15 protein-coding genes are annotated in these 17,278 nt (G+C 71.8%); 6 read left to right on the plus strand and 9 right to left on the minus strand.

The genetic code is table 11. The annotated features are described in order from the left end of the window. Positions 1 to 392: 392 nt before the first annotated feature. From bioD to AB0H54_RS27355, 4 genes are all read right to left on the minus strand, one after another. Positions 393 to 1,061: a dethiobiotin synthase gene (bioD, locus tag AB0H54_RS27340; RefSeq protein WP_357349104.1), complete on the minus strand. Its 669-nt coding sequence runs from the start codon at positions 1,059 to 1,061 to the stop codon at positions 393 to 395. Continuing rightward, positions 1,058 to 2,263, minus strand: coding sequence for an 8-amino-7-oxononanoate synthase (locus AB0H54_RS27345; RefSeq protein ID WP_357349106.1), 1,206 nt, complete (start codon positions 2,261 to 2,263; stop codon positions 1,058 to 1,060). The genes bioD and AB0H54_RS27345 overlap by 4 nt, the downstream gene beginning before the upstream one ends. Further along, on the minus strand, positions 2,260 to 3,537 hold the full coding sequence (locus AB0H54_RS27350) for an adenosylmethionine--8-amino-7-oxononanoate transaminase (RefSeq protein ID WP_357349108.1): 1,278 nt from the start codon (positions 3,535 to 3,537) through the stop codon (positions 2,260 to 2,262). Before AB0H54_RS27350 ends, AB0H54_RS27345 begins: the two co-directional genes overlap by 4 nt. Before the next feature lie 70 nt (positions 3,538 to 3,607). Beyond that, positions 3,608 to 4,057 carry a MarR family winged helix-turn-helix transcriptional regulator gene (locus tag AB0H54_RS27355; RefSeq protein WP_357349110.1) on the minus strand — a complete coding sequence of 150 codons (450 nt, stop codon included), beginning with the start codon at positions 4,055 to 4,057 and terminating at the stop codon, positions 3,608 to 3,610. Positions 4,058 to 4,086: 29 nt separating this feature from the next. Here AB0H54_RS27355 and AB0H54_RS27360 point away from each other — a divergent pair, with 29 nt between their 5' ends. Genes AB0H54_RS27360 through treY form a run of 3 tightly spaced genes read left to right on the plus strand, consistent with a single transcriptional unit; the run spans position 4,087 to position 9,242 of the window. Beyond that, positions 4,087 to 4,635: a cupin domain-containing protein gene (locus AB0H54_RS27360; protein WP_357349112.1), complete on the plus strand. Its 549-nt coding sequence runs from the start codon at positions 4,087 to 4,089 to the stop codon at positions 4,633 to 4,635. Between the two features lie 57 nt (positions 4,636 to 4,692). Further along, positions 4,693 to 6,813 carry a glycogen debranching protein GlgX gene (gene glgX / locus AB0H54_RS27365; protein WP_357349114.1) on the plus strand — a complete coding sequence of 707 codons (2,121 nt, stop codon included), beginning with the start codon at positions 4,693 to 4,695 and terminating at the stop codon, positions 6,811 to 6,813. Between the two features lie 8 nt (positions 6,814 to 6,821). After that, a complete protein-coding gene (gene treY / locus AB0H54_RS27370; RefSeq protein WP_355284929.1) occupies positions 6,822 to 9,242 on the plus strand; it encodes a malto-oligosyltrehalose synthase in 2,421 nt (806 codons plus the stop codon). 6 nt (positions 9,243 to 9,248) lie between these two features. Here the strand turns inward: treY and AB0H54_RS27375 are convergent, their stop codons facing one another. The 3 genes from AB0H54_RS27375 to AB0H54_RS27385 all read right to left on the minus strand — a co-directional run bounded on the left by AB0H54_RS27375 (position 9,249) and on the right by AB0H54_RS27385 (position 10,937). Then, the gene (locus AB0H54_RS27375; RefSeq protein ID WP_357349116.1) at positions 9,249 to 10,055 is read right to left on the minus strand and encodes a methyltransferase domain-containing protein; all 807 of its coding nucleotides are present in this window, start codon (positions 10,053 to 10,055) and stop codon (positions 9,249 to 9,251) included. 70 nt (positions 10,056 to 10,125) lie between these two features. Further along, positions 10,126 to 10,551 (minus strand): hypothetical protein, encoded by a 426-nt coding sequence (locus AB0H54_RS27380; RefSeq protein ID WP_357349118.1) that lies wholly within the window; start codon positions 10,549 to 10,551, stop codon positions 10,126 to 10,128. A gap of 29 nt (positions 10,552 to 10,580) precedes the next feature. Then, positions 10,581 to 10,937, minus strand: a complete 357-nt coding sequence (locus AB0H54_RS27385) for a nuclear transport factor 2 family protein (protein ID WP_355284269.1) — start codon at positions 10,935 to 10,937, stop codon at positions 10,581 to 10,583. 159 nt (positions 10,938 to 11,096) lie between these two features. On the opposite strand from AB0H54_RS27385, the gene AB0H54_RS27390 reads away from it, so the two are divergent. Continuing rightward, positions 11,097 to 13,766 (plus strand): AAA family ATPase, encoded by a 2,670-nt coding sequence (locus AB0H54_RS27390; RefSeq protein ID WP_357349120.1) that lies wholly within the window; start codon positions 11,097 to 11,099, stop codon positions 13,764 to 13,766. Here AB0H54_RS27390 and AB0H54_RS27395 read toward each other — a convergent pair. After that, positions 13,755 to 13,970 (minus strand): hypothetical protein, encoded by a 216-nt coding sequence (locus AB0H54_RS27395; RefSeq protein ID WP_357349122.1) that lies wholly within the window; start codon positions 13,968 to 13,970, stop codon positions 13,755 to 13,757. The two genes, AB0H54_RS27390 and AB0H54_RS27395, sit on opposite strands and share 12 nt — an antisense overlap. Before the next feature lie 96 nt (positions 13,971 to 14,066). Between AB0H54_RS27395 and AB0H54_RS27400 the strand changes: the two genes are divergently transcribed. Beyond that, complete coding sequence (locus AB0H54_RS27400; RefSeq protein WP_357349124.1) at positions 14,067 to 14,501, plus strand: nitroreductase family deazaflavin-dependent oxidoreductase; 435 nt, start codon at positions 14,067 to 14,069, stop codon at positions 14,499 to 14,501. A 90-nt stretch (positions 14,502 to 14,591) separates the two neighbouring features. After that, positions 14,592 to 15,944, plus strand: coding sequence for a threonine ammonia-lyase IlvA (ilvA, locus tag AB0H54_RS27405; RefSeq protein WP_355284277.1), 1,353 nt, complete (start codon positions 14,592 to 14,594; stop codon positions 15,942 to 15,944). A 22-nt stretch (positions 15,945 to 15,966) separates the two neighbouring features. Here the strand turns inward: ilvA and AB0H54_RS27410 are convergent, their stop codons facing one another. Then, positions 15,967 to 17,217: a serine hydrolase domain-containing protein gene (locus tag AB0H54_RS27410; RefSeq protein ID WP_357349126.1), complete on the minus strand. Its 1,251-nt coding sequence runs from the start codon at positions 17,215 to 17,217 to the stop codon at positions 15,967 to 15,969. Positions 17,218 to 17,278 lie beyond the last annotated feature (61 nt).

The following is a 17,278-nucleotide window of genomic DNA, read 5'->3' on the forward strand; positions in this document are numbered from 1 at the left end:
GTCAACCGGGGGGTATGAGAGGCCGGAACCAATAATAATATTGGCACTGACATTCATCGACACACTATTGAGTTCTCAAAGAACACACGCACAAGCATCCACCCACAACATTTCGTAGGGGCTTCAGCAGGGCAAGGGTTCAAACTTTAGCGCGGGCGATCTACCGAAGCAAGTCCGGAAGACAGTGAGCCCGCACACATGATCAGTCAGGCGCTCATCGTCCTACCTCGTTTCCCTGTGCGATCCGCTAGCCTCGAGAGGCTCGGCGGTTCGGCACCGGGTCGGTGTCCGTGTCGCTCTGACTCGAATTAAGTTACGCATCGCCGATCATGAAGTCAAATCGGCTGGTCAGCGGGCGTTTCGTCGACGATCGGTGATCATCGGGGCGCCACTCAGGGCCGCCAGCCGGCGGGGAACCAGCTCGGGGCGGTCGCGGTGAACCGCTCGCGGTCCCATCCCCCGGCGCCGGCGGGGATCGCGCCGAGCAACGGGGTCTCGGTGACGCGCGGCAGATCGTCGCGATTGCACTGCGAGGCGAGGTCGGGCTCGAACGGCCAGGAACCGATGACCAGTCCGGCGCAGGGCACACCGGCGGCGGCCAGGGCGCGGGTGGTGAGTTCACTGTGGTTGAGGGTGCCGAGTCCGGCGGCCGCCACGACGAGGACGGGGGCGCCGAGTTTCTGCGCCAGGTCGAGGAGGGTGAACTCCCCCATCCGCACGAGCAGGCCGCCGGCGCCTTCGATGAGGACCAGGTCGGCATCGCGCTGCGCGTCGATCGCGGCGACGGTCTCGTCCAGGGACAGCAGCGGCATACCGGCGCGTCGGGCTGCGGTGTCGGGGGCGAGCGGTTCCGGGTAGCGGGCCAGCTCGACGGTGCGGGTCAGCCCGGTGAGGCGGGTGACCTCGGCGAGGTCACCCGGGGCGCCGGGGGCGATGCCGGTCTGCGCGGGTTTGCACACCGCGACCGAGCGGCCCGCGGCGTGCGCGGCGGCGGCCACGGCCGCGGTGACGACGGTCTTGCCGACGTCGGTCGAGGTGCCGCTGATCAGCAGGAGGCTCATGCCGTCACCGGTTCCTTGCCACGGGCCGCGGCGAGCACGTCGCCGAGGACCTCGGCGATGGTGTCGAGTTCGGCGGGGGTGAGGTTGGCGCGCGCGGTCAGCCGCAGGCGCGAGGTGCCCTCGGGGACCGACGGCGGGCGGAAGCAGCCGACGTCGAGGCCGCGGGCGCGGCAGGCCTGCGCGGCGTCGAAGGCGAGCTGCGCTTCGCCGAGGACCACCGAGACGACGGCGGAGTCCGGCTCGGGCACCCCGGCGATGCGGGCGATATCGGCAGCGCGGTCGAGCACCCGCGACGCCATCGCGGGATCGCGGCGCAGCAGAGCGAGGGCCGCGCGGGCCGCGCCGACCGCGGCGGGCGCAAGGCCGGTGTCGAAGATGAAGGTGCGGGCGGCGTCGATGAGGTGGGCGCGGATGCGCGCGTCGGCCAGGACGACACCACCCTGCGCGGCGAAGGCCTTGGACAGGGTGGCGGTGATGACCAGGTCGGGTTCACCGGCCAGGCCCATCTCGTGCACCAGTCCGCGACCGCCCGTGCCGCGGACGCCGAGCCCGTGCGCCTCGTCGACGATCAGCACCGCGCCGTGCGCCCGGCACACCCGGTGCAGGTCGGCGAGCGGGGCGAGGTCGCCGTCGGCGCTGAAGACGGAGTCGGTGAGGACCAGCGCGCGCTCCTCGGCGCGTTCGGCGAGCAGGCGTTCGACCGCGGCGACATCCCGGTGCGGGGCGATCTCCACCCTGGCCCGGGACAGCCGGCACGCGTCGACCAGGGACGCGTGACTGCCCGCGTCGGAGACGACGAGGGTGCCGCGACCGGCCAGCGCGGTCACCGCGCCGAGATTGGCGGCGTAGCCGGAGGCGAACACCAATCCGCTTTCGGCGCCGACGAATTCGGCCAGTTCGGCCTCGAGCTGGGCGTGCTCGGCGGTGGTCCCGGTGACGAGGCGCGAACCGGTGGACCCGGCGCCCCAGCGGCGCACGGCCGCGATGGCGCCCTCGACGACCTCGGGATGGCGGACCAGGCCCAGGTAGTCGTTGGACGCGAGGTCGATCGCGGACGACTCGGCGGCGCGCGGGCGCAGGTGTCGGCGCAGCCCGGCGTCGACCCGCTCGGCAGCGCGCTCGTCCAACCAGCTCAACGGATCCGTACTCACAGCTGGGGAGCTTACTTGAACGCCGTTCAGGGGATGCGGTCGCGGCGTCATCCGAGGCTCGCCTTCACCGCGGCGCGCACGGCGCCGGTGATGGTGGCGATGTCCTCGGTGGTGCTGATGAACGGCGGCATCGTGTAGACGAGGGTGCGGAACGGGCGCAGCCACGCGCCCGCGTCGACGGCCGCGTCGGTGGCGGCCCGCATGTCGACGGGTGCGTCGAGCTCGACGACCCCGATCGCGCCAAGCGCCCGCACGTCGGCGACACCGGGCAGCGCGGCCAGCGGCTCCAGACCCACCCGCAGCTCGGACTCGATCCGGGCGACCTCGCCCCGCCAGTCCCGCGAGCGCAGCAGCTCGATCGAGGCGATCGCCACGGCGCAGGCCAGCGGATTGCCCATGAAGGTCGGCCCGTGCATGAGCCCGCCGTGCGCGGCGCTGATCGTCTCGGCGATCCGCGCGGTGCACAGGGTGGCGGCCAGGGTGAGATAACCGCCGGTCAGCGCCTTGCCGACGCACATCACGTCGGGGGCGACGCCGACGTGGTCGGCGGCGAACAGCTCGCCGGTGCGGCCGAAGCCGGTGGCGATCTCGTCGAAGACGAGCAGCACGTCGTTCTCGTCGCAGATCCGGCGCAGTTCGGTGAGATAGCGCGGGTCGTGCCAGCGCATCCCGCCCGCGCCCTGGACCACCGGTTCGACGATCACCGCGGCCAGCTCGTCCCGATGACTCGCGACCGCCCGGTCGAGCTCGGCGACATAGTCGGCGTCGAAGCCGACGGGCGGCGCGGGGACGAAGACCTGCTCGGTGAGGACGTCGGTCCACAGCGCGTGCATGCCGCCGTCGGGGTCGCACACGCTCATCGGGGTGAAGGTGTCGCCGTGGTAGCCGCCGCGCCAGGTGAGCAGCCGGTGCTTGCCCGGCTTGCCGACCCCGCGCCAGTACTGCAGGCACATCTTCGCGGCGACCTCGACCGAGACCGAGCCGGAATCGCAGAGGAAGACCTTGTCCAGACCGGTCGGCGTGAGCTCGACGAGCAGCTGGGTGAGCCGGGTGGCCGGGGCGTGGGTGAGGCCGCCGAACATGACGTGGCTCATCCGCTGCGACTGCGCGAGCAGCGCCGCGTCGAGGACCGGGTGCCGGTAGCCGTGCACCGCCGCCCACCACGAACTCATCCCGTCGACCAGCTCGCGGCCGTCGGCCAGCGTCAGTCTGGTGCCCGCCGCGCTCGCGACGACCAGCGGTTCGGTGGTCGCCGGGAAGCCGCCGTAGGGATGCCAGACGTGCTCGGCATCGAGGGCACTGATCTGCTCGGGGGTCAGGTCCACAGGGTTTCCTCGTCGTCGCCCGGTTGCCGTCTCCGACGGCCTTGAACACCGTTCAAGTTAGCACCCGCGCTCAGGGATCGAGCGGCCGATCGGCAATCGCCGCGGGAATGCGCGCCAGCGCCGCCCGCACCGCGGCGAGCTCGGGACCGCCGAGCGCCGCCGCGACGGCCGCCTCGATCCGGCGGATGTGCTTGCCCGCCAGCGCGAGCGCCGCACCGCCCGCCGCGGTGGTCACGATCAGGCGCGCCCTGCGGTCGGCGGGATCGGGGCGGCGTTCCACATAGCCGCACCGCTCGAGGTGGGTGACCAGCTCGCCCATCGACTGCTGGGTCATCCCCGCCGCCTCGGCGAGGGCGGTCACCCGGGAGCCGGCCGGTTCCAGGTACCGGAAGACCGCGTAGTGCGCGGGCCGCAGCTCGGGGCCGAGTTCGGCGCGCAGCTCCCGGTCCAGCTCACGCTCGTAGGCGTCGGCCGCCTGGACCAGCAGTTTCAGCAGCGTGGGCGTACTGTCCGTTGACATAATAGGAAGGTTACCTTTATACCTGGAGGATGGCTGACATCGGCACCGTCCTCACCTTTCGCAACGGGCACCGCGTGACGCTCGTCGACCGCGGCGCCGACGCCGAGGGCGCCTACCTCCGGCTCGAGCACGTGCTCCCCCGCCCCGGCAGGCAGGCGGGCCCGCACTGGCATCCCGAGATCGCCGAGACCTGGACCGTGCGGGCAGGCCGCATCCGGTTCCGCGTCGACGGCACCGAGATCGTCGCCGGACCGGGCGACACGGTGACGGCACCGCCGCGCGCCGTGCACGAGTTCTGGAACGAGGCCGAGAACACCGTCATGGACCATGTCATCCGCCCGCCGCTGCGGCACTGGGCGATGTTCGAGTTCTGGAGCGGCCTGGACAACAGCGGCCGGACCACCGCGAGCAGACTGCCGCGCAATCCGCTCGCCCTCGGCCTGCTCTGGGAGTACCAGGACGGCTACCTGGCCGGGCCGCCCGTTCCGCTGCAGCGGCTGATCTTCGGCGGCCTGGCCGCGCTGGCCCGGCGCACCGGCTATGCCCGGCGCCTGCTCGCGGCCGCTGACCAGGGGTGACGAAGCACCCACGCGCACCGCGCGCGGGCGGGGACCGGATTCCTCTACTGTCGTAGCATGTCGAGCCCGTACGACCGATCCGGTGAGGTGACCCCACTGGGCGTGTGGCCGGGCACCGCGTATCCGCTGGGCGCCACCTACGACGGCGCGGGCACGAATTTCTCGGTGTTCTCCGAGGTCGCCACGAGGGTGGAACTGAGCCTGATCGCCAAGGACGGCGCCGAGACCCGGGTCGAGCTCGACGAGGTCGACGGGTACGTCTGGCACGCCTACCTCCCCGCGATCACGCCGGGCCAGCGCTACGGTTTCCGCGTCCACGGCCCGTACGAGCCCGAGCTCGGACTGCGCTGCGATCCCAGCAAGCTGCTGCTCGATCCGTACGGGAAGGCCTTCGACGGGCAGTTCGTCAACGATCCGTCGCTGTACACCTACGGCCTGGATTCGCTGGGCCACACCATGACCGGCGTGGTGATCAACCCGTTCTTCGACTGGGGCGCCGACCGGCCGCCGAACCGGCCCTACCACGAGACGGTGATCTACGAGGCGCACGTCAAGGGCATGACGATGACCCATCCCGACGTGCCGGAGGAACTGCGCGGCACATACGCGGGTCTCGCGCATCCGGCGATCATCGGGCATCTGAAGAGCCTGGGCGTCACCGCGATCGAGCTCATGCCGGTGCACCAGTTCTTCCACGACCACGTGCTGACCGATCAGGGACTGCGCAACTACTGGGGCTACAACAGCATCGGCTACCTGGCCCCGCACAACCAGTACTCGGCCCGCCCGCGCGGCGACGCCGCGGTCGCCGAATTCAAGGCGCTGGTGCGCGCGATGCACGCCGAGGGCATCGAGGTGATCCTCGACGTGGTCTACAACCACACCGGCGAGGGCAACCACCTCGGGCCGACGCTGAGCCTGCGCGGCATCGACAACGCCGCCTACTACCGCCTCGACGAGACCGAGCCCGCGCACTACAAGGACTACACCGGCACCGGCAACAGCCTCAACGTGCGGCATCCGCACACCCTGCAGCTGATCATGGACTCCCTGCGCTACTGGATCCTGGACATGCACGTCGACGGCTTCCGGTTCGACCTCGCCGCCACGCTGGCCCGCGAATTGCACGATGTGGACCGGCTTTCCGCGTTCTTCGACCTGGTGCACCAGGACCCGGTGGTGAGCCAGGTCAAGCTCATCGCCGAACCGTGGGACGTCGGCGAGGGCGGCTACCAGGTCGGCAACTTCCCGAGTCTGTGGACGGAGTGGAACGGCAAATACCGCGACACCGTGCGCGACTACTGGCGTGGTGAGCCCGCGACGCTGGGCGAGTTCGCGTATCGGCTCACCGGATCCTCGGACCTGTACGAGTCGACCGGACGCCGCCCGAGCGCCAGCATCAACTTCGTCACCGCGCACGACGGCTTCACCCTGCGGGACCTGGTGTCCTACAACGAGAAACACAACGACGCCAACGGCGAGGGCAACCGCGACGGCGAGAGCCACAACCGGTCGTGGAACTGCGGCGTCGAAGGGCCGACCGATGATCCGGCGATCCTGGAACTGCGGGCGCGCCAGCAGCGCAATCTGCTGGCCACGCTGATCCTGAGCCAGGGCACGCCGATGCTGGCGCACGGCGACGAGATCGGGCGCACCCAGCTCGGCAACAACAATGTGTACTGCCAGGATTCGCCGCTGTCGTGGATGGACTGGTCGCTGGCGCAGACCAACGCCGATCTGCTCGAGTTCACCCGCTCGGCGATCGCGCTGCGCACCGCGCATCCGATCTTCCGGCGCCGCCGCTTCCTCGCCGCCGGGCCGGGTGACGGCGAGGGCCGCAATCGCGAGATCGCCTGGTTCACCCCGGCCGGGGCCGAGATGACCACCGACGACTGGCACAGCGGCTTCGGAAAGTCCCTGGCCGTGCTGCTCGACGGCGACGGCATTCCCGAGCCGGGACCGCGCGGCGAACGGATCAGCGACGACTCGTTCCTGCTGTGCTTCAATGCGCACGACGAAGCACTCGATTTCGTGCTGCCAGGACCGGAGTTCGGTGCCGAATGGACACCGGCCCTGGATTGCTCGACCCCCACCGGAACGGCCGACGGGGTCTTTCCCGCGGCCGCGACCCTCCCCGTCCCCAGCCGCTGCCTGCTCGTCCTGCGCCGAACCGCCTAGCCGAAACGATGACCGAGACCTACGTGACCGATCCGCTGACCCTGCTGCACCGCGCGCCCATCCGGCCGAGCACGGTGCGCAGCACCTACCGGCTGCAACTGCGCCCGGACGCGCTCACCTTCGCCGATGCCCGCGCCATCGCCGAATACCTGCAGCAGCTGGGGATCTCGCATCTGTATCTGTCGCCGATCCTGACCGCGGCGCACGGCTCGACGCACGGCTACGACGTCACCGATCCCACCACGGTCTCGGCCGCGCTGGGCGGGCCGACGGGGCTCAAGGCACTCTCGGACGAGGTGCGCAGTCGCGGGATGGGCTTGATCGTCGATCTGGTGCCCAATCACGTCGGCGTGGCCGATCCGCGGCAGAACCCGTGGTGGTGGGATGTGCTGCGCAACGGTCAGCAGTCCAAGTACGCCAAGTACTTCGACATCGACTGGAGTCCGGGCAACGGCGCGGGTGGACGGCTCGCGCTGCCGGTGTTGCAGAGCGAGAACGATCCGGCCGCGCTGTCGGTCGACCGGTCCGGTCACGAACCGATGCTGGCGCTGCACGATCTGCGCTTCCCGATCGCACCGGGCACCGACGGCGACAACGCGTTGCGCATCCACGATCGCCAGCACTACCGGCTGGTGAGCTGGAAGGCCGGCGTGTGCACCTACCGGCGATTCTTCGCGGTGAGCAGCCTGGCCGCGGTCCGGCAGGAGGATCCCGAGGTCTTCGAGGCGACCCACCGCGAGCTGGCCGCCTGGTGCGAACACGATCTCATCGACGGTGTGCGGGTGGATCACCCCGACGGGTTGTCGCACCCGAGCGCCTACCTGACCCGGCTGCGCAGGCTGATCGGCCCGCAGCGGCTGCTGCTGGTGGAGAAGATCCTCGCCAACCGGGAGCCGCTCGACGCGACGCTGCCGGTCGACGGCACCACCGGCTACGACGCGCTCGCCGATCTCGGCGGTGTCCTGATCGATCCGGCCGGCGAGGCCGCGATGACCGAGCTGTCCCAGCACGTCGCCGGGCACGGCAGCGACCGCGCCTGGTTCGGTGAGACCGAGCACCGGATCAAGCGCGCCGTCGCGGAAACCATTCTGGCGCCGGAGATCCGGCGGCTGGTCGCCGCGATCAAACGCGACGGCAACGCGGGCAGCTTCGACACCCTCGCGGTAAGCAACGCGACCATCGAGGTGCTGGCGTTCATGCCGGTGTACCGGGTGGACTACGCGCCGCTGGCCGGGATCACCGCGGCCGTCGTCGCGGAGGTGGAGAAGCGCAACGCCGAGCTGACGGCGCCGCTGTCGGTGCTGGTGACCGCACTGTCGGTGGGTGGGGAGGCGGCGATCCGGTTCTCCCAGGTGTGCGGCGCGATCACCGCGAAGTCGGTCGAGGACACCATGTTCTATCAGGGCGCGCGGCTGGTGTCGCTGCAGGAGGTGGGCGGCAATCCGGCGCGCTTCGGCCACACCGTCAACGACTTCCACCTGTCCAACAGCGAGCGCTCGCAGCGCTGGCCCGCCACCATGACGACCCTGTCGACCCACGACACCAAGCGCGGCGAGGATGTGCGCGCCCGGATCGGGGTGCTGTCGCAGGTCGCCGAGATCTGGTCGCAGCGGGTGCGCGGCTGGCTGGAGACGACGCCCGCGCCCGACGGCGCGACGGCACTGTTCTTGTTGCAGAACATGTTCGGGGTCTGGCCCGCCGACGGGCGGCCCGCGTCCTCGGTGCCGGGCTTGCGGGATCGGCTGCATCTGTTCGCGGAGAAGTCGATTCGCGAGGCCGGGACCAAGACGTCCTGGGAGGAACCGGACGCTGAGTTCGAATCGTCGGTGCACGGCTGGCTGGACGCGGTGATCGACGGCCCGGTCGGCACCGGCATCGGCGACCTGGCGCACGAGCTGGCCCCGCACGCCTGGTCGGACGCGGTGTCGCAGAAGCTGTTGCAGCTGTGCGGGCCCGGTATCCCGGACATCTATCAGGGCACCGAACTGTGGGAGGACTCCCTCGTCGACCCGGACAACCGCCGCCCGGTGAACTTCGCCGTGCGCGCCGGGCTGCTCCAATCCCTCACCGAGCCACCGACATTGGACACCACAGGGGCGGCGAAGATGTGGGTGGTCGCCTACGCGCTGTGGTTGCGCCGGGAACGGCCGGAGTGCTTCGTCGGCGGGATGTACCGGCCGCTCTACGGCGCCGGGGAGCACGCGCAGCGGCTGGTCGCCTTCGGGCGCGGACCGGCGGGTGAGGCGCCCGAGGTGATCGTCGCGGCGACCAGACACTCGGTCGGGCTGGCCGCGACCGGCTGGCTCGACACCACCCTGCACCTGCCGGAAGGCACGTGGGTCGACCGGCTCACCGGCTCCACGTTCGCGGGCAGTGTCCGGCTGGACAAGCTGTTCACCCGGCTGCCGGTGGCCCTGCTGGTGCGCTGAGCGGCGTCACGGCCGGTGCGCGAGCACCGCGAACATGGTGACCGACATGTGGTAGTCGCCGGTGGCGACGCCGTGCGCGATCGCGGCGGTCAGCTCGTCGGCCTGCGCGGCGGTGATCACGCCCGTGGCGCGGCCGGTGGCGACCATCTGCCCGACCAGCGGTATCGCGGTGTCCGCGTCCCAGATCACCGCCTGGGAGGCCTGGTCGTCGATGACGAATCCGGCCCGGACCAGCAGCCCGCGCAGGCGGCGGCCGGAGCCCGGGTTGGCGGTGTCGGCCCGCATCCGTTCCGACAGCGCGGCGACCACGGCCGGGTCACCGGGGTGCAGGATCGCGGTGTACCAGTCGCTGTCGACGAGGCAGACCCGGCCGCCAGGACGCAGGACGCGGGCGATCTCGGCGGTGGCGGCGGCGGGGTCGTCGAGGTGCTGGAAGACCCGCTCGCAGCGGACCAGATCGACGGAATCGTCCGGCAGCGGGAGCGCGGCGGCGGTGCCCTCGGCGAATTCGGCGGCGGTGCCGCGCGCCCGCTCGCGGGCGATCGTGAGCATGGCCGGGTTCGCGTCGACGCCGACGGCCCGGCCGTGCGGGCCCACCCGGGCGGCGAAGGCGAGGACCTCCGAGCCGGTCCCGGAGCCGATGTCGAGGGCGGTGTCGCCGGGTCGCGGTGCCAGGACGTCGAGCACCCAGCGCCGCATCCGGACGACGCCGGACAGCTCGGCCTGCCGGTCCAGCAGGGTGATCAGCAGGTCGTCGGCCGCACCGGCGGCGTCGACGTGGAAGGACGGTAGCTGATCGTCGGGAACGGCCATACCTCCGACGCTACGCCGCGCGAAACGCGAGGCCACGATGGTCGTGGCCCCGCGTTTCGAGATTCGCTGCTCAGTGGCCGGTGCCGCGCAGACCGCGGTACTGCAGGGCGGCGAAGGCGCCGACGGTGACGGCTTGCAGCACTCCCCACACCGACCCGGCCACGGTCAGTCCGAGGACTCCGGTGACCACGGCGACCAGGCTCGCGACCACCCAGGTCGCGTTGCCGATCGCGACCGCCGCCGCCTGGTACCGGACCACCGGCGACTTCCGGCCGACCACCGCGACCGCGAGGCCGTAGGCGGTGAGGAAGGCGCCGATCGCGAGGCCGGCCCGGGTGTCGAGACCGAGCAGCCGCTCCAGCAGCGGTGCCAGGGCGAGGTAGGCGACGCCGTTGACGGTGGTGACGACGGCGTCGAGGCGCAGCGAGAGCAGCAGCAGCGGCTCGCCCGGGGTGAGCAGGGTGGACAGGCGGGACGGGGCGGTGGCGGTGGTCATGGCGGATCTCCTTGGCGGTGTCGGAAGTATCAGGCGGACGCGGGGACCTGGTCGAGGAAGCCGTAGACGCTGTCGATGCGACCGTCGGCGAGGACGGCGACGTCGAAGCCGATCACCACGGCGTCACCGTCGGCGGGGCCGAGTCCCCAGGTGAAGCGCACCTGGTCGTGGTGGGCGTCGACCGGGCCTGCCAGGCGGAAGGTCCAGTCGGGGAACTGGGTCTGCACGCCGGCGATGGCGGCCTCGAGTTCGGCGTGGCCGGTGACGGCGACCAGCGGGTCGACGTAGCGCGCCTCGGGGGTGAACAGGCGGGTGACCGCGGCGCGGCGGGCACCGGGCTCGCGGGTGTTCCATGCCTCCAGGTACTGCGCGACGACGGTGTTCATCTCGACCTCCGAAAATGTGCTGTGAGCTGGTGTTTCGCGGGTTGTTCCTGCGATGACACCTACGTTATGGCGCGACGGGGGTAGGTCGAATCAGTCGTCTATAGGTACTTCTCGCGACACGCGAACCGCCGGTACCGGTACGGCGCTACCGTGGTGCGCATGCTGCACGGACGCGAACCCGAACAGGCCACGATCGACGACCTGCTCACGGGCGCGCGCGCCGGGCGCAGCGGGGCGCTGGTGCTGCGCGGCGAGGCCGGGATCGGCAAGTCCGCCCTGCTGGAGTACGCGGCGGCGCAGGGCATTCCGGCGATTCGCAGTGCCGGGATCGAGTCCGAGGCCGAATTGCCTTTCGCGGCACTGCATCTGCTGGTGCGCCCGGCGATGGAGTTGGTCCGGCGGCTGCCGCCACGGCAGCGCGACGCGATGGACGCCGCGTTCGGCCTGGGCGACAGCACGCCCGCGGACCTGATGCTGATCGGCCTGGCCGTGCTGACGCTGCTGGCCGAGGAAGCGGCCGACGGCCCGCTGCTGGTCCTGATCGACGACGCGCACTGGCTGGATCGGGCGACGGCGCAAACCCTGCTGTTCGCCGCGCGCCGGCTCGACGCCGAGGGGGTGGTGATCCTGTTCGCCACCCGGTCCGGCCCCGACGACTTCCCGGCGCCGGGACTGCCCGAACTGGCCCTGTCGGGGCTGCGGGCCGAGGCCGCCGCCGCGCTGCTCGACGCGGGCCCGACCCGGCTCTCGCCCACGACGCGCTATCGCCTGCTCGCCGAATCGGGGGGCAATCCCCTTGCCCTGCTGGAACTTCCGGCCGCAGCGGGCAACGCGGAGGATCCGAATCCGCTGCCGCTGACCCAGCGACTCCAGCTGGCCTTCCACGGCCGGGTCGCCCGGCTGCCCGCGCCGACCCGGACGATCCTGCTGATCGCCGCGGCCGCGGGCGCCGAGGATCTGGCGCCGGTACTGCGCGCCGCCGCGACCCTCGGCGCGGGACTCGACGACCTGCAGCGGGCCCAGGACGCCGATCTGGTGCGCACCGACGGGCAGGTGCTGACCTGGCGTCATCCGCTCTCCCGGGCCGCCGTCTACCAGGGTTCGGCGCTCACCGCGCGGCTGGCCGCGCACCGCGCCCTCGCCGCCGCGCTCGACGACGCCGACTCCGCCGACCTACGGGCCTGGCATCTCGCCTGCGCCGCGACCGGACCCGACGAAGCCGCGGCCACCGCGCTGGAGCGCACCGCCGATCGGGCCAGGCGGCGCACCGGATTCCACGGCGCGGTCGCCGCCTACGACCGCGCCGCGGCACTCAGTGCCGACGCCGACGCCCGGTTGCGCAGGCTCGTCCTGGCCGCCGAGACCGCCACCGAGGCCGGGCTCACCGACCAGGCCGCGCGGCTGGCCGAGCGCGCCGCGTCGATGTCGACCGACGCGGCGCTCGAATCGCGCCTCGAACTGGTGCGCGCGCAGGCCGAATTCGCCGCGGGCAAGCCGGGTTCCGCGCATCGGCGGCTGATGGCGGTGGCGGCGCGGGAGACCGATCCGCGGGCCGCGGCGCGCATCGTCACCCGGGCGGTGCACACCGCCTGGTACCTCGGTCCCGCCGAGCTCGACGAGGTGGCGGCCTTGCTCGCCACGCTGCGGCTCGACGCGGACGATCCGGTCACGCCGATCGTGCGCTACCTGACCGGCTCGGTGGCCGGGCTGCGCACGGTCGACCTGCGGACAGCGGCGGACGCGGCCCGCGCGAACGGCGCCGACAGTCCCGCCGACCTGGTCCAGCTGTGCGGCAGCGGACTCGTCGTCGGTCAGGACGACCAGGTCGGCGAGCTGGCCGACGTGCTCATCGGCGAAGCCAGGGAGCAGGGCCGGATCGCGCTGCTCGCACCGCTGCTGTTCTTCCGCGCCGAAGCCGAACTGTTCGGTGGCCGCCCCGGCGAGAGCCGGATCGCCGCCGAGGAGGGGCTGCGGATCGCCGAGGACATCGGCCAGCCGCAGTGGATCAGTCAGCTCACCGCGTTCCTGGCCTACGCGGCCGCGCTGCGTGGCGACGAACAGTCCTGCCGTGACTACGCCGATCGCGCGGTCGCCGAGGCCTTCGGCGGGGCCCAGGCGGTGGGCGCGCCGTGGGCGCACGCGGCGCTGGCGCTGCTCGCGCTCGGGCAGGGCAGGCTGGATCAGGCGCAGGCCGAGCTGGACCACATGACCGTCGAACCGGCCCGGCATCACGTCAGCGGGCTGCGCACCCTGGCCGACCAGGTCGAGGTGGCCGCGCGGCTCGGCGACACCGACCGGGCCGTCGCGGCGCGCGAACAGCTCGACGCGTGGTCGGCGCGCGCCGGTCAGGAGTGGATCGCGGCCCTGGCCGCCAGGGCCGCGGCGATCCTCGCCGAGGGCGCCGACGCCGAGCGGCACTACCTCGCCGCGCTCCCGGCCCAGCGCCCGTTCGACGAGGCCCGCACCCGGCTGCTCTACGGCGAGTGGCTGCGCCGGGACAAACGCAAGGTCGACGCGCGGACCCAGCTCGAACAGGCACTGGAGCTGTTCGACCGGCTCGACGCCGCGCCGTGGCGGGAACGCACCCGCACCGAACTCGCCGCGCTCGGCGTCGGCGCCGCCGCCCGCCCGGCGGGCGGCCCGCTCAGCGTGCTCACCCCGCAGGAATCGCAGATCGTGCGGCTGGCGGCGCAGGGCCTGTCGAACAGGGAGATCGCGGCGCGGTTGTTCCTGAGTCACCGCACGGTCGGGCACCACCTGTACAAGGCGTATCCGAAATTGGGGGTGCTCTCCCGCGGGGAGCTGCGCGAGCTCGACCTAGCGGAGTGAGTGCGCCCTGGCGGCACCGACCGACCAGCGCAGCGCGGCCACGGCGGCCGCGGCGAGCACGGCCGACTGGACCGAGCCGAGGATCAACAGCAGCAGGGCGCCGACGACGAGCCCGGCGACCAGCGCCTCGAGCTTGTAGACCGGCCAGGCACTGCCCGCGATGTCGACCGTCGCGATTGCTGCCGATGGGGTGACCACTGCCATGCACACAGGATAGACGGACATCGAAGTTCGGGCTACCGAACTTTCCCGTCCGGGCCTATCGGGAACATCACACCACGACGGATCGTTGTGCAGGTCATGCCACTGACTGGAGAGTACGCACCGAGCACTTCGGACTGGGCTCGCACCCAGGCCGAGACCTACGAGAACTCCGGCGGAGCCGAGGGCACCTCGCTACAGGGCAAGCCGGTCATCCTGCTGACCACCAAGGGCGCCAAGACCGGCAAGCTCCGCAAGACCCCGCTGATGCGCGTCGAGCACGACGGCGAGTACGCCGTCGTCGCCTCGCTGGGCGGCGCGCCCAAGCACCCGGTCTGGTACTTCAACATCAAGGCCGAGCCGCACGTCGAACTGCGCGACGGCACCGTCAGCAAGGACTACACCGCCCGCGAGGTCACCGGCGACGAGAAGGCGCTGTGGTGGGAGCGGGCGGTCGCGGTGTGGCCCGACTACGCCGAGTACCAGAAGAAGACCGATCGCCAGATCCCCGTCTTCGTCCTCACCCCGCGCTGACGCCCCGGTCGCCGGGCCCGTCGTCGCGGCGGATCCGGCGACGGGAGGCGCGCTCTCGGCACGCCCGACCCCCTCGGTAGCATTTAGCGGGTGTCCCCCATCGCTGACGTCGCTGAAGTGTCCGTAACCCGTCCGCCGCTGACCGCGGACGAGATCGACGCCGCCGCCAAGCGAATTTCCGACATCATCGAGCCGACACCGCTGCAGTACTCCGCGCGGCTGTCGGCGAGCACCGGTGCGCAGGTCTACCTCAAGCGCGAAGACCTCACCGCGGTGCGCTCGTACAAGCTGCGCGGCGCCTACAACCTGATGGTCCAGCTCACCGCCGCCGAACGCGCGGCCGGTGTGGTGGCGGCCAGCGCGGGCAACCACGCCCAGGGCGTGGCCTTCGCCTGCCGGGCCATGGGCGTGCGCGGGCGCATCTACGTGCCGACCACCACCCCGAAGCAGAAGCGCGATCGCATCCGCGTGCACGGCGGCGAGTTCGTCGAGCTGATCGCCGTCGGCGAGACCTACGACGCGGCCGCCGCGGCCGCCGCCGACGACGTCGCCCGCACCGGCGCGACCATGGTGCCGCCGTTCGACGATCCGCGCACCGCCGCGGGCCAGGGCACCATCGCCGCCGAGTTCCTCGAGCAGCTGGGTGCCGCGCCCGATCTGGTCATCGTCCCGGTCGGTGGCGGCGGGTGCCTGGCCGGCATCGGCACCTACCTGCGCGAACGCGCGCCGCAGGCCGGCCTGCTCGGCGTCGAGCCCGCGGGCGCGGCCTCGATGACCGCCGCGCTGGTGGCGGGCGGCCCGGTGACGCTGCCCGAGATCGACCCGTTCGTCGACGGCGCCGCGGTGCGCCGCATCGGCGACCTGCCGTACCAGGCGGCGTCCTCGTTCGGCGGCCGGGTGGTCTCGCACGCCTCGCTGCCGCTGCTCACCACCACCGAATCCCCCACCGGCACAGCCTCTTTCCGGATGATGCAGGTCGACGAGGGTGCGATCTGCACCGCGATGCTCGACCTGTACCAGAGCGAGGGCATCATCGCCGAGCCCGCGGGCGCGCTGGCCACCGCGGCACTGGCCGAGATCGAGATCGAGCCCGGTTCGACCGTGGTCGTGCTGGTCTCCGGCGGCAACAACGATGTCTCCCGCTACGGCGAGATCATCGAGCGCTCGCTGGTACACCGGGGCCTCAAGCACTACTTCCTCGTCGACTTCCCGCAGGAACCCGGCGCGCTGCGCCGCTTCCTCGACGACGTGCTCGGCCCCGACGACGACATCACCATGTTCGAGTACGTCAAGCGCAACAACCGGGAGACCGGGGCGGCGCTGGTCGGCATCGAACTCGGCGCCACCGACGATCTGGCGTCGCTGCTGCATCGCATCGAGGAGTCCCCGATCCAGGCCGAACGCCTGGAACCGGGTTCTCCCGCGTATCGCTACCTCACCTAGGCGGGGCTCGCCCAGGCCCGGACTACGCCGCGACGCGGTCCGGGCGCTGCGTGCCGGAGCGGGACGCGCGGGCGCCCGCCACGGCCAGCGGCAGCAGCCAGCTCATCGCCAGCTGGTCGTAGGGCAGCAGGCCCTGGTCGAGCCGGTTGTGCACGAAGGCGATCGAGAGTCCCGACTGCGGGTCGACCCAGCCGAAGGATCCGCCGAGCCCGATGTGGCCGAAGGCGTTGCGCGCGCCGGGCACCGGCATCGAGTGATAGCCGAGGTGCCACATCATCGGGAAGTAGAACAGGGCGTGGTCGAGGCGGTAGGTCTGCACGCGCCGGATCGACCGGTGGGTCCCCGGCGTCAGGAACGGCCTGCCGTCGACGGTGAGCCCGTCGGCCAGCGCCGCGTACATCCTGGCCAGCCCCGGCGCGGTGCACACGCCGTTGCCCGCGGGCATCTCGGAGTCGAGGATCGCCGGGTCGTCGCCGTCGAGAATGCTGTCCAGGCCCGGCACGAACAGGCAGCGGGCCGCCGCGCCGAGCGGGCCGGGGATCCGCTGGCCGATCCGGTCGAGGAATCCGGCGGTGATCGGGTTGCCCACCACGCTCAGGTGCGTGCCCGCCAGCCGCGCGTACTCCGTCGGCGAACCGGCGGCCGGACGACCAAGGTGGATGCCGTCGATGCCGAGCGGATCGGTGACCTCGCTGCGGATGAGCTCGCTCATGCTCTGCCCGGTGACGGCCCTGGCCACCCCGGCCAGCAGCCAGCCGTAGGTCAGCGCGTGGTAGGTCGGGGTGCCGAGCAGCCGGTCGGGGGTGGCCAGCGCGAGCCGGTCCTCCATGAGTTCGTGGTCGAGGGATTCGGCGGCGGTGGCGGCGACCGCGGGCAGCGAAGACAGGCCCGCGCGGTGGGTGAGCACGTCGGCGACGGTGATCGCGCCCTTGCCGTGCGCCGCGAATCGGGGCCAGTATTCGGCGACCGGCGCCTGGTAGTCGATCAGGCCGCGATCGGCGAGCCGGTGGATGACGGTGGCGGTGACGCCTTTGGTCGCGGAGAACACGATGGGCGCGGTGTCCGCGGTCCACGGCCGGTCGCCCGCGCTGCCGGTCCACAGATGGGCCAGGGGTTCGCCGTGCCGATAGATCGCGATGGCGCCACCCGCGGCGCGGCGATGGCCGATCAAGGTGGCGAAGGCGCGCACCAGCGGACCGAATCCGGCCGCGGCGAAACCGCCGACACCGGCCGGAAGGGCAGCACTGTCCTGCCCGTAAGCGTCGTTGCTCATCGTTCAACCGTACGGACGTCTGTTCGCCTGGGCAACGGTCGGCCGCCGACCGTGGCCGAGC

The sequence above is a fragment of the Nocardia sp. NPDC050718 genome (assembly GCF_040654235.1).
GTDB lineage: Bacteria > Actinomycetota > Actinomycetes > Mycobacteriales > Mycobacteriaceae > Nocardia.

Bases quoted from the DNA above. Each gene is read 5' to 3' on its own strand.
- bioD (WP_357349104.1), bottom strand. From the start codon at position 1,061: ATGAGCCTCCTGCTGATCAGCGGCACCTCGACCGACGTCGGCAAGACC.
- AB0H54_RS27345 (WP_357349106.1), bottom strand. From the start codon at position 2,263: ATGACGCCGCGACCGCATCCCCTGAACGGCGTTCAAGTAAGCTCCCCA.
- AB0H54_RS27355 (WP_357349110.1), bottom strand. From the start codon at position 4,057: ATGTCAACGGACAGTACGCCCACGCTGCTGAAACTGCTGGTCCAGGCG.
- AB0H54_RS27360 (WP_357349112.1), top strand. From the start codon at position 4,087: ATGGCTGACATCGGCACCGTCCTCACCTTTCGCAACGGGCACCGCGTG.
- glgX (WP_357349114.1), top strand. From the start codon at position 4,693: ATGTCGAGCCCGTACGACCGATCCGGTGAGGTGACCCCACTGGGCGTG.
- treY (WP_355284929.1), top strand. From the start codon at position 6,822: ATGACCGAGACCTACGTGACCGATCCGCTGACCCTGCTGCACCGCGCG.
- AB0H54_RS27375 (WP_357349116.1), bottom strand. From the start codon at position 10,055: ATGGCCGTTCCCGACGATCAGCTACCGTCCTTCCACGTCGACGCCGCC.
- AB0H54_RS27380 (WP_357349118.1), bottom strand. From the start codon at position 10,551: ATGACCACCGCCACCGCCCCGTCCCGCCTGTCCACCCTGCTCACCCCG.
- AB0H54_RS27385 (WP_355284269.1), bottom strand. From the start codon at position 10,937: ATGAACACCGTCGTCGCGCAGTACCTGGAGGCATGGAACACCCGCGAG.
- AB0H54_RS27390 (WP_357349120.1), top strand. From the start codon at position 11,097: ATGCTGCACGGACGCGAACCCGAACAGGCCACGATCGACGACCTGCTC.
- AB0H54_RS27395 (WP_357349122.1), bottom strand. From the start codon at position 13,970: ATGGCAGTGGTCACCCCATCGGCAGCAATCGCGACGGTCGACATCGCG.
- AB0H54_RS27400 (WP_357349124.1), top strand. From the start codon at position 14,067: ATGCCACTGACTGGAGAGTACGCACCGAGCACTTCGGACTGGGCTCGC.
- AB0H54_RS27410 (WP_357349126.1), bottom strand. From the start codon at position 17,217: ATGAGCAACGACGCTTACGGGCAGGACAGTGCTGCCCTTCCGGCCGGT.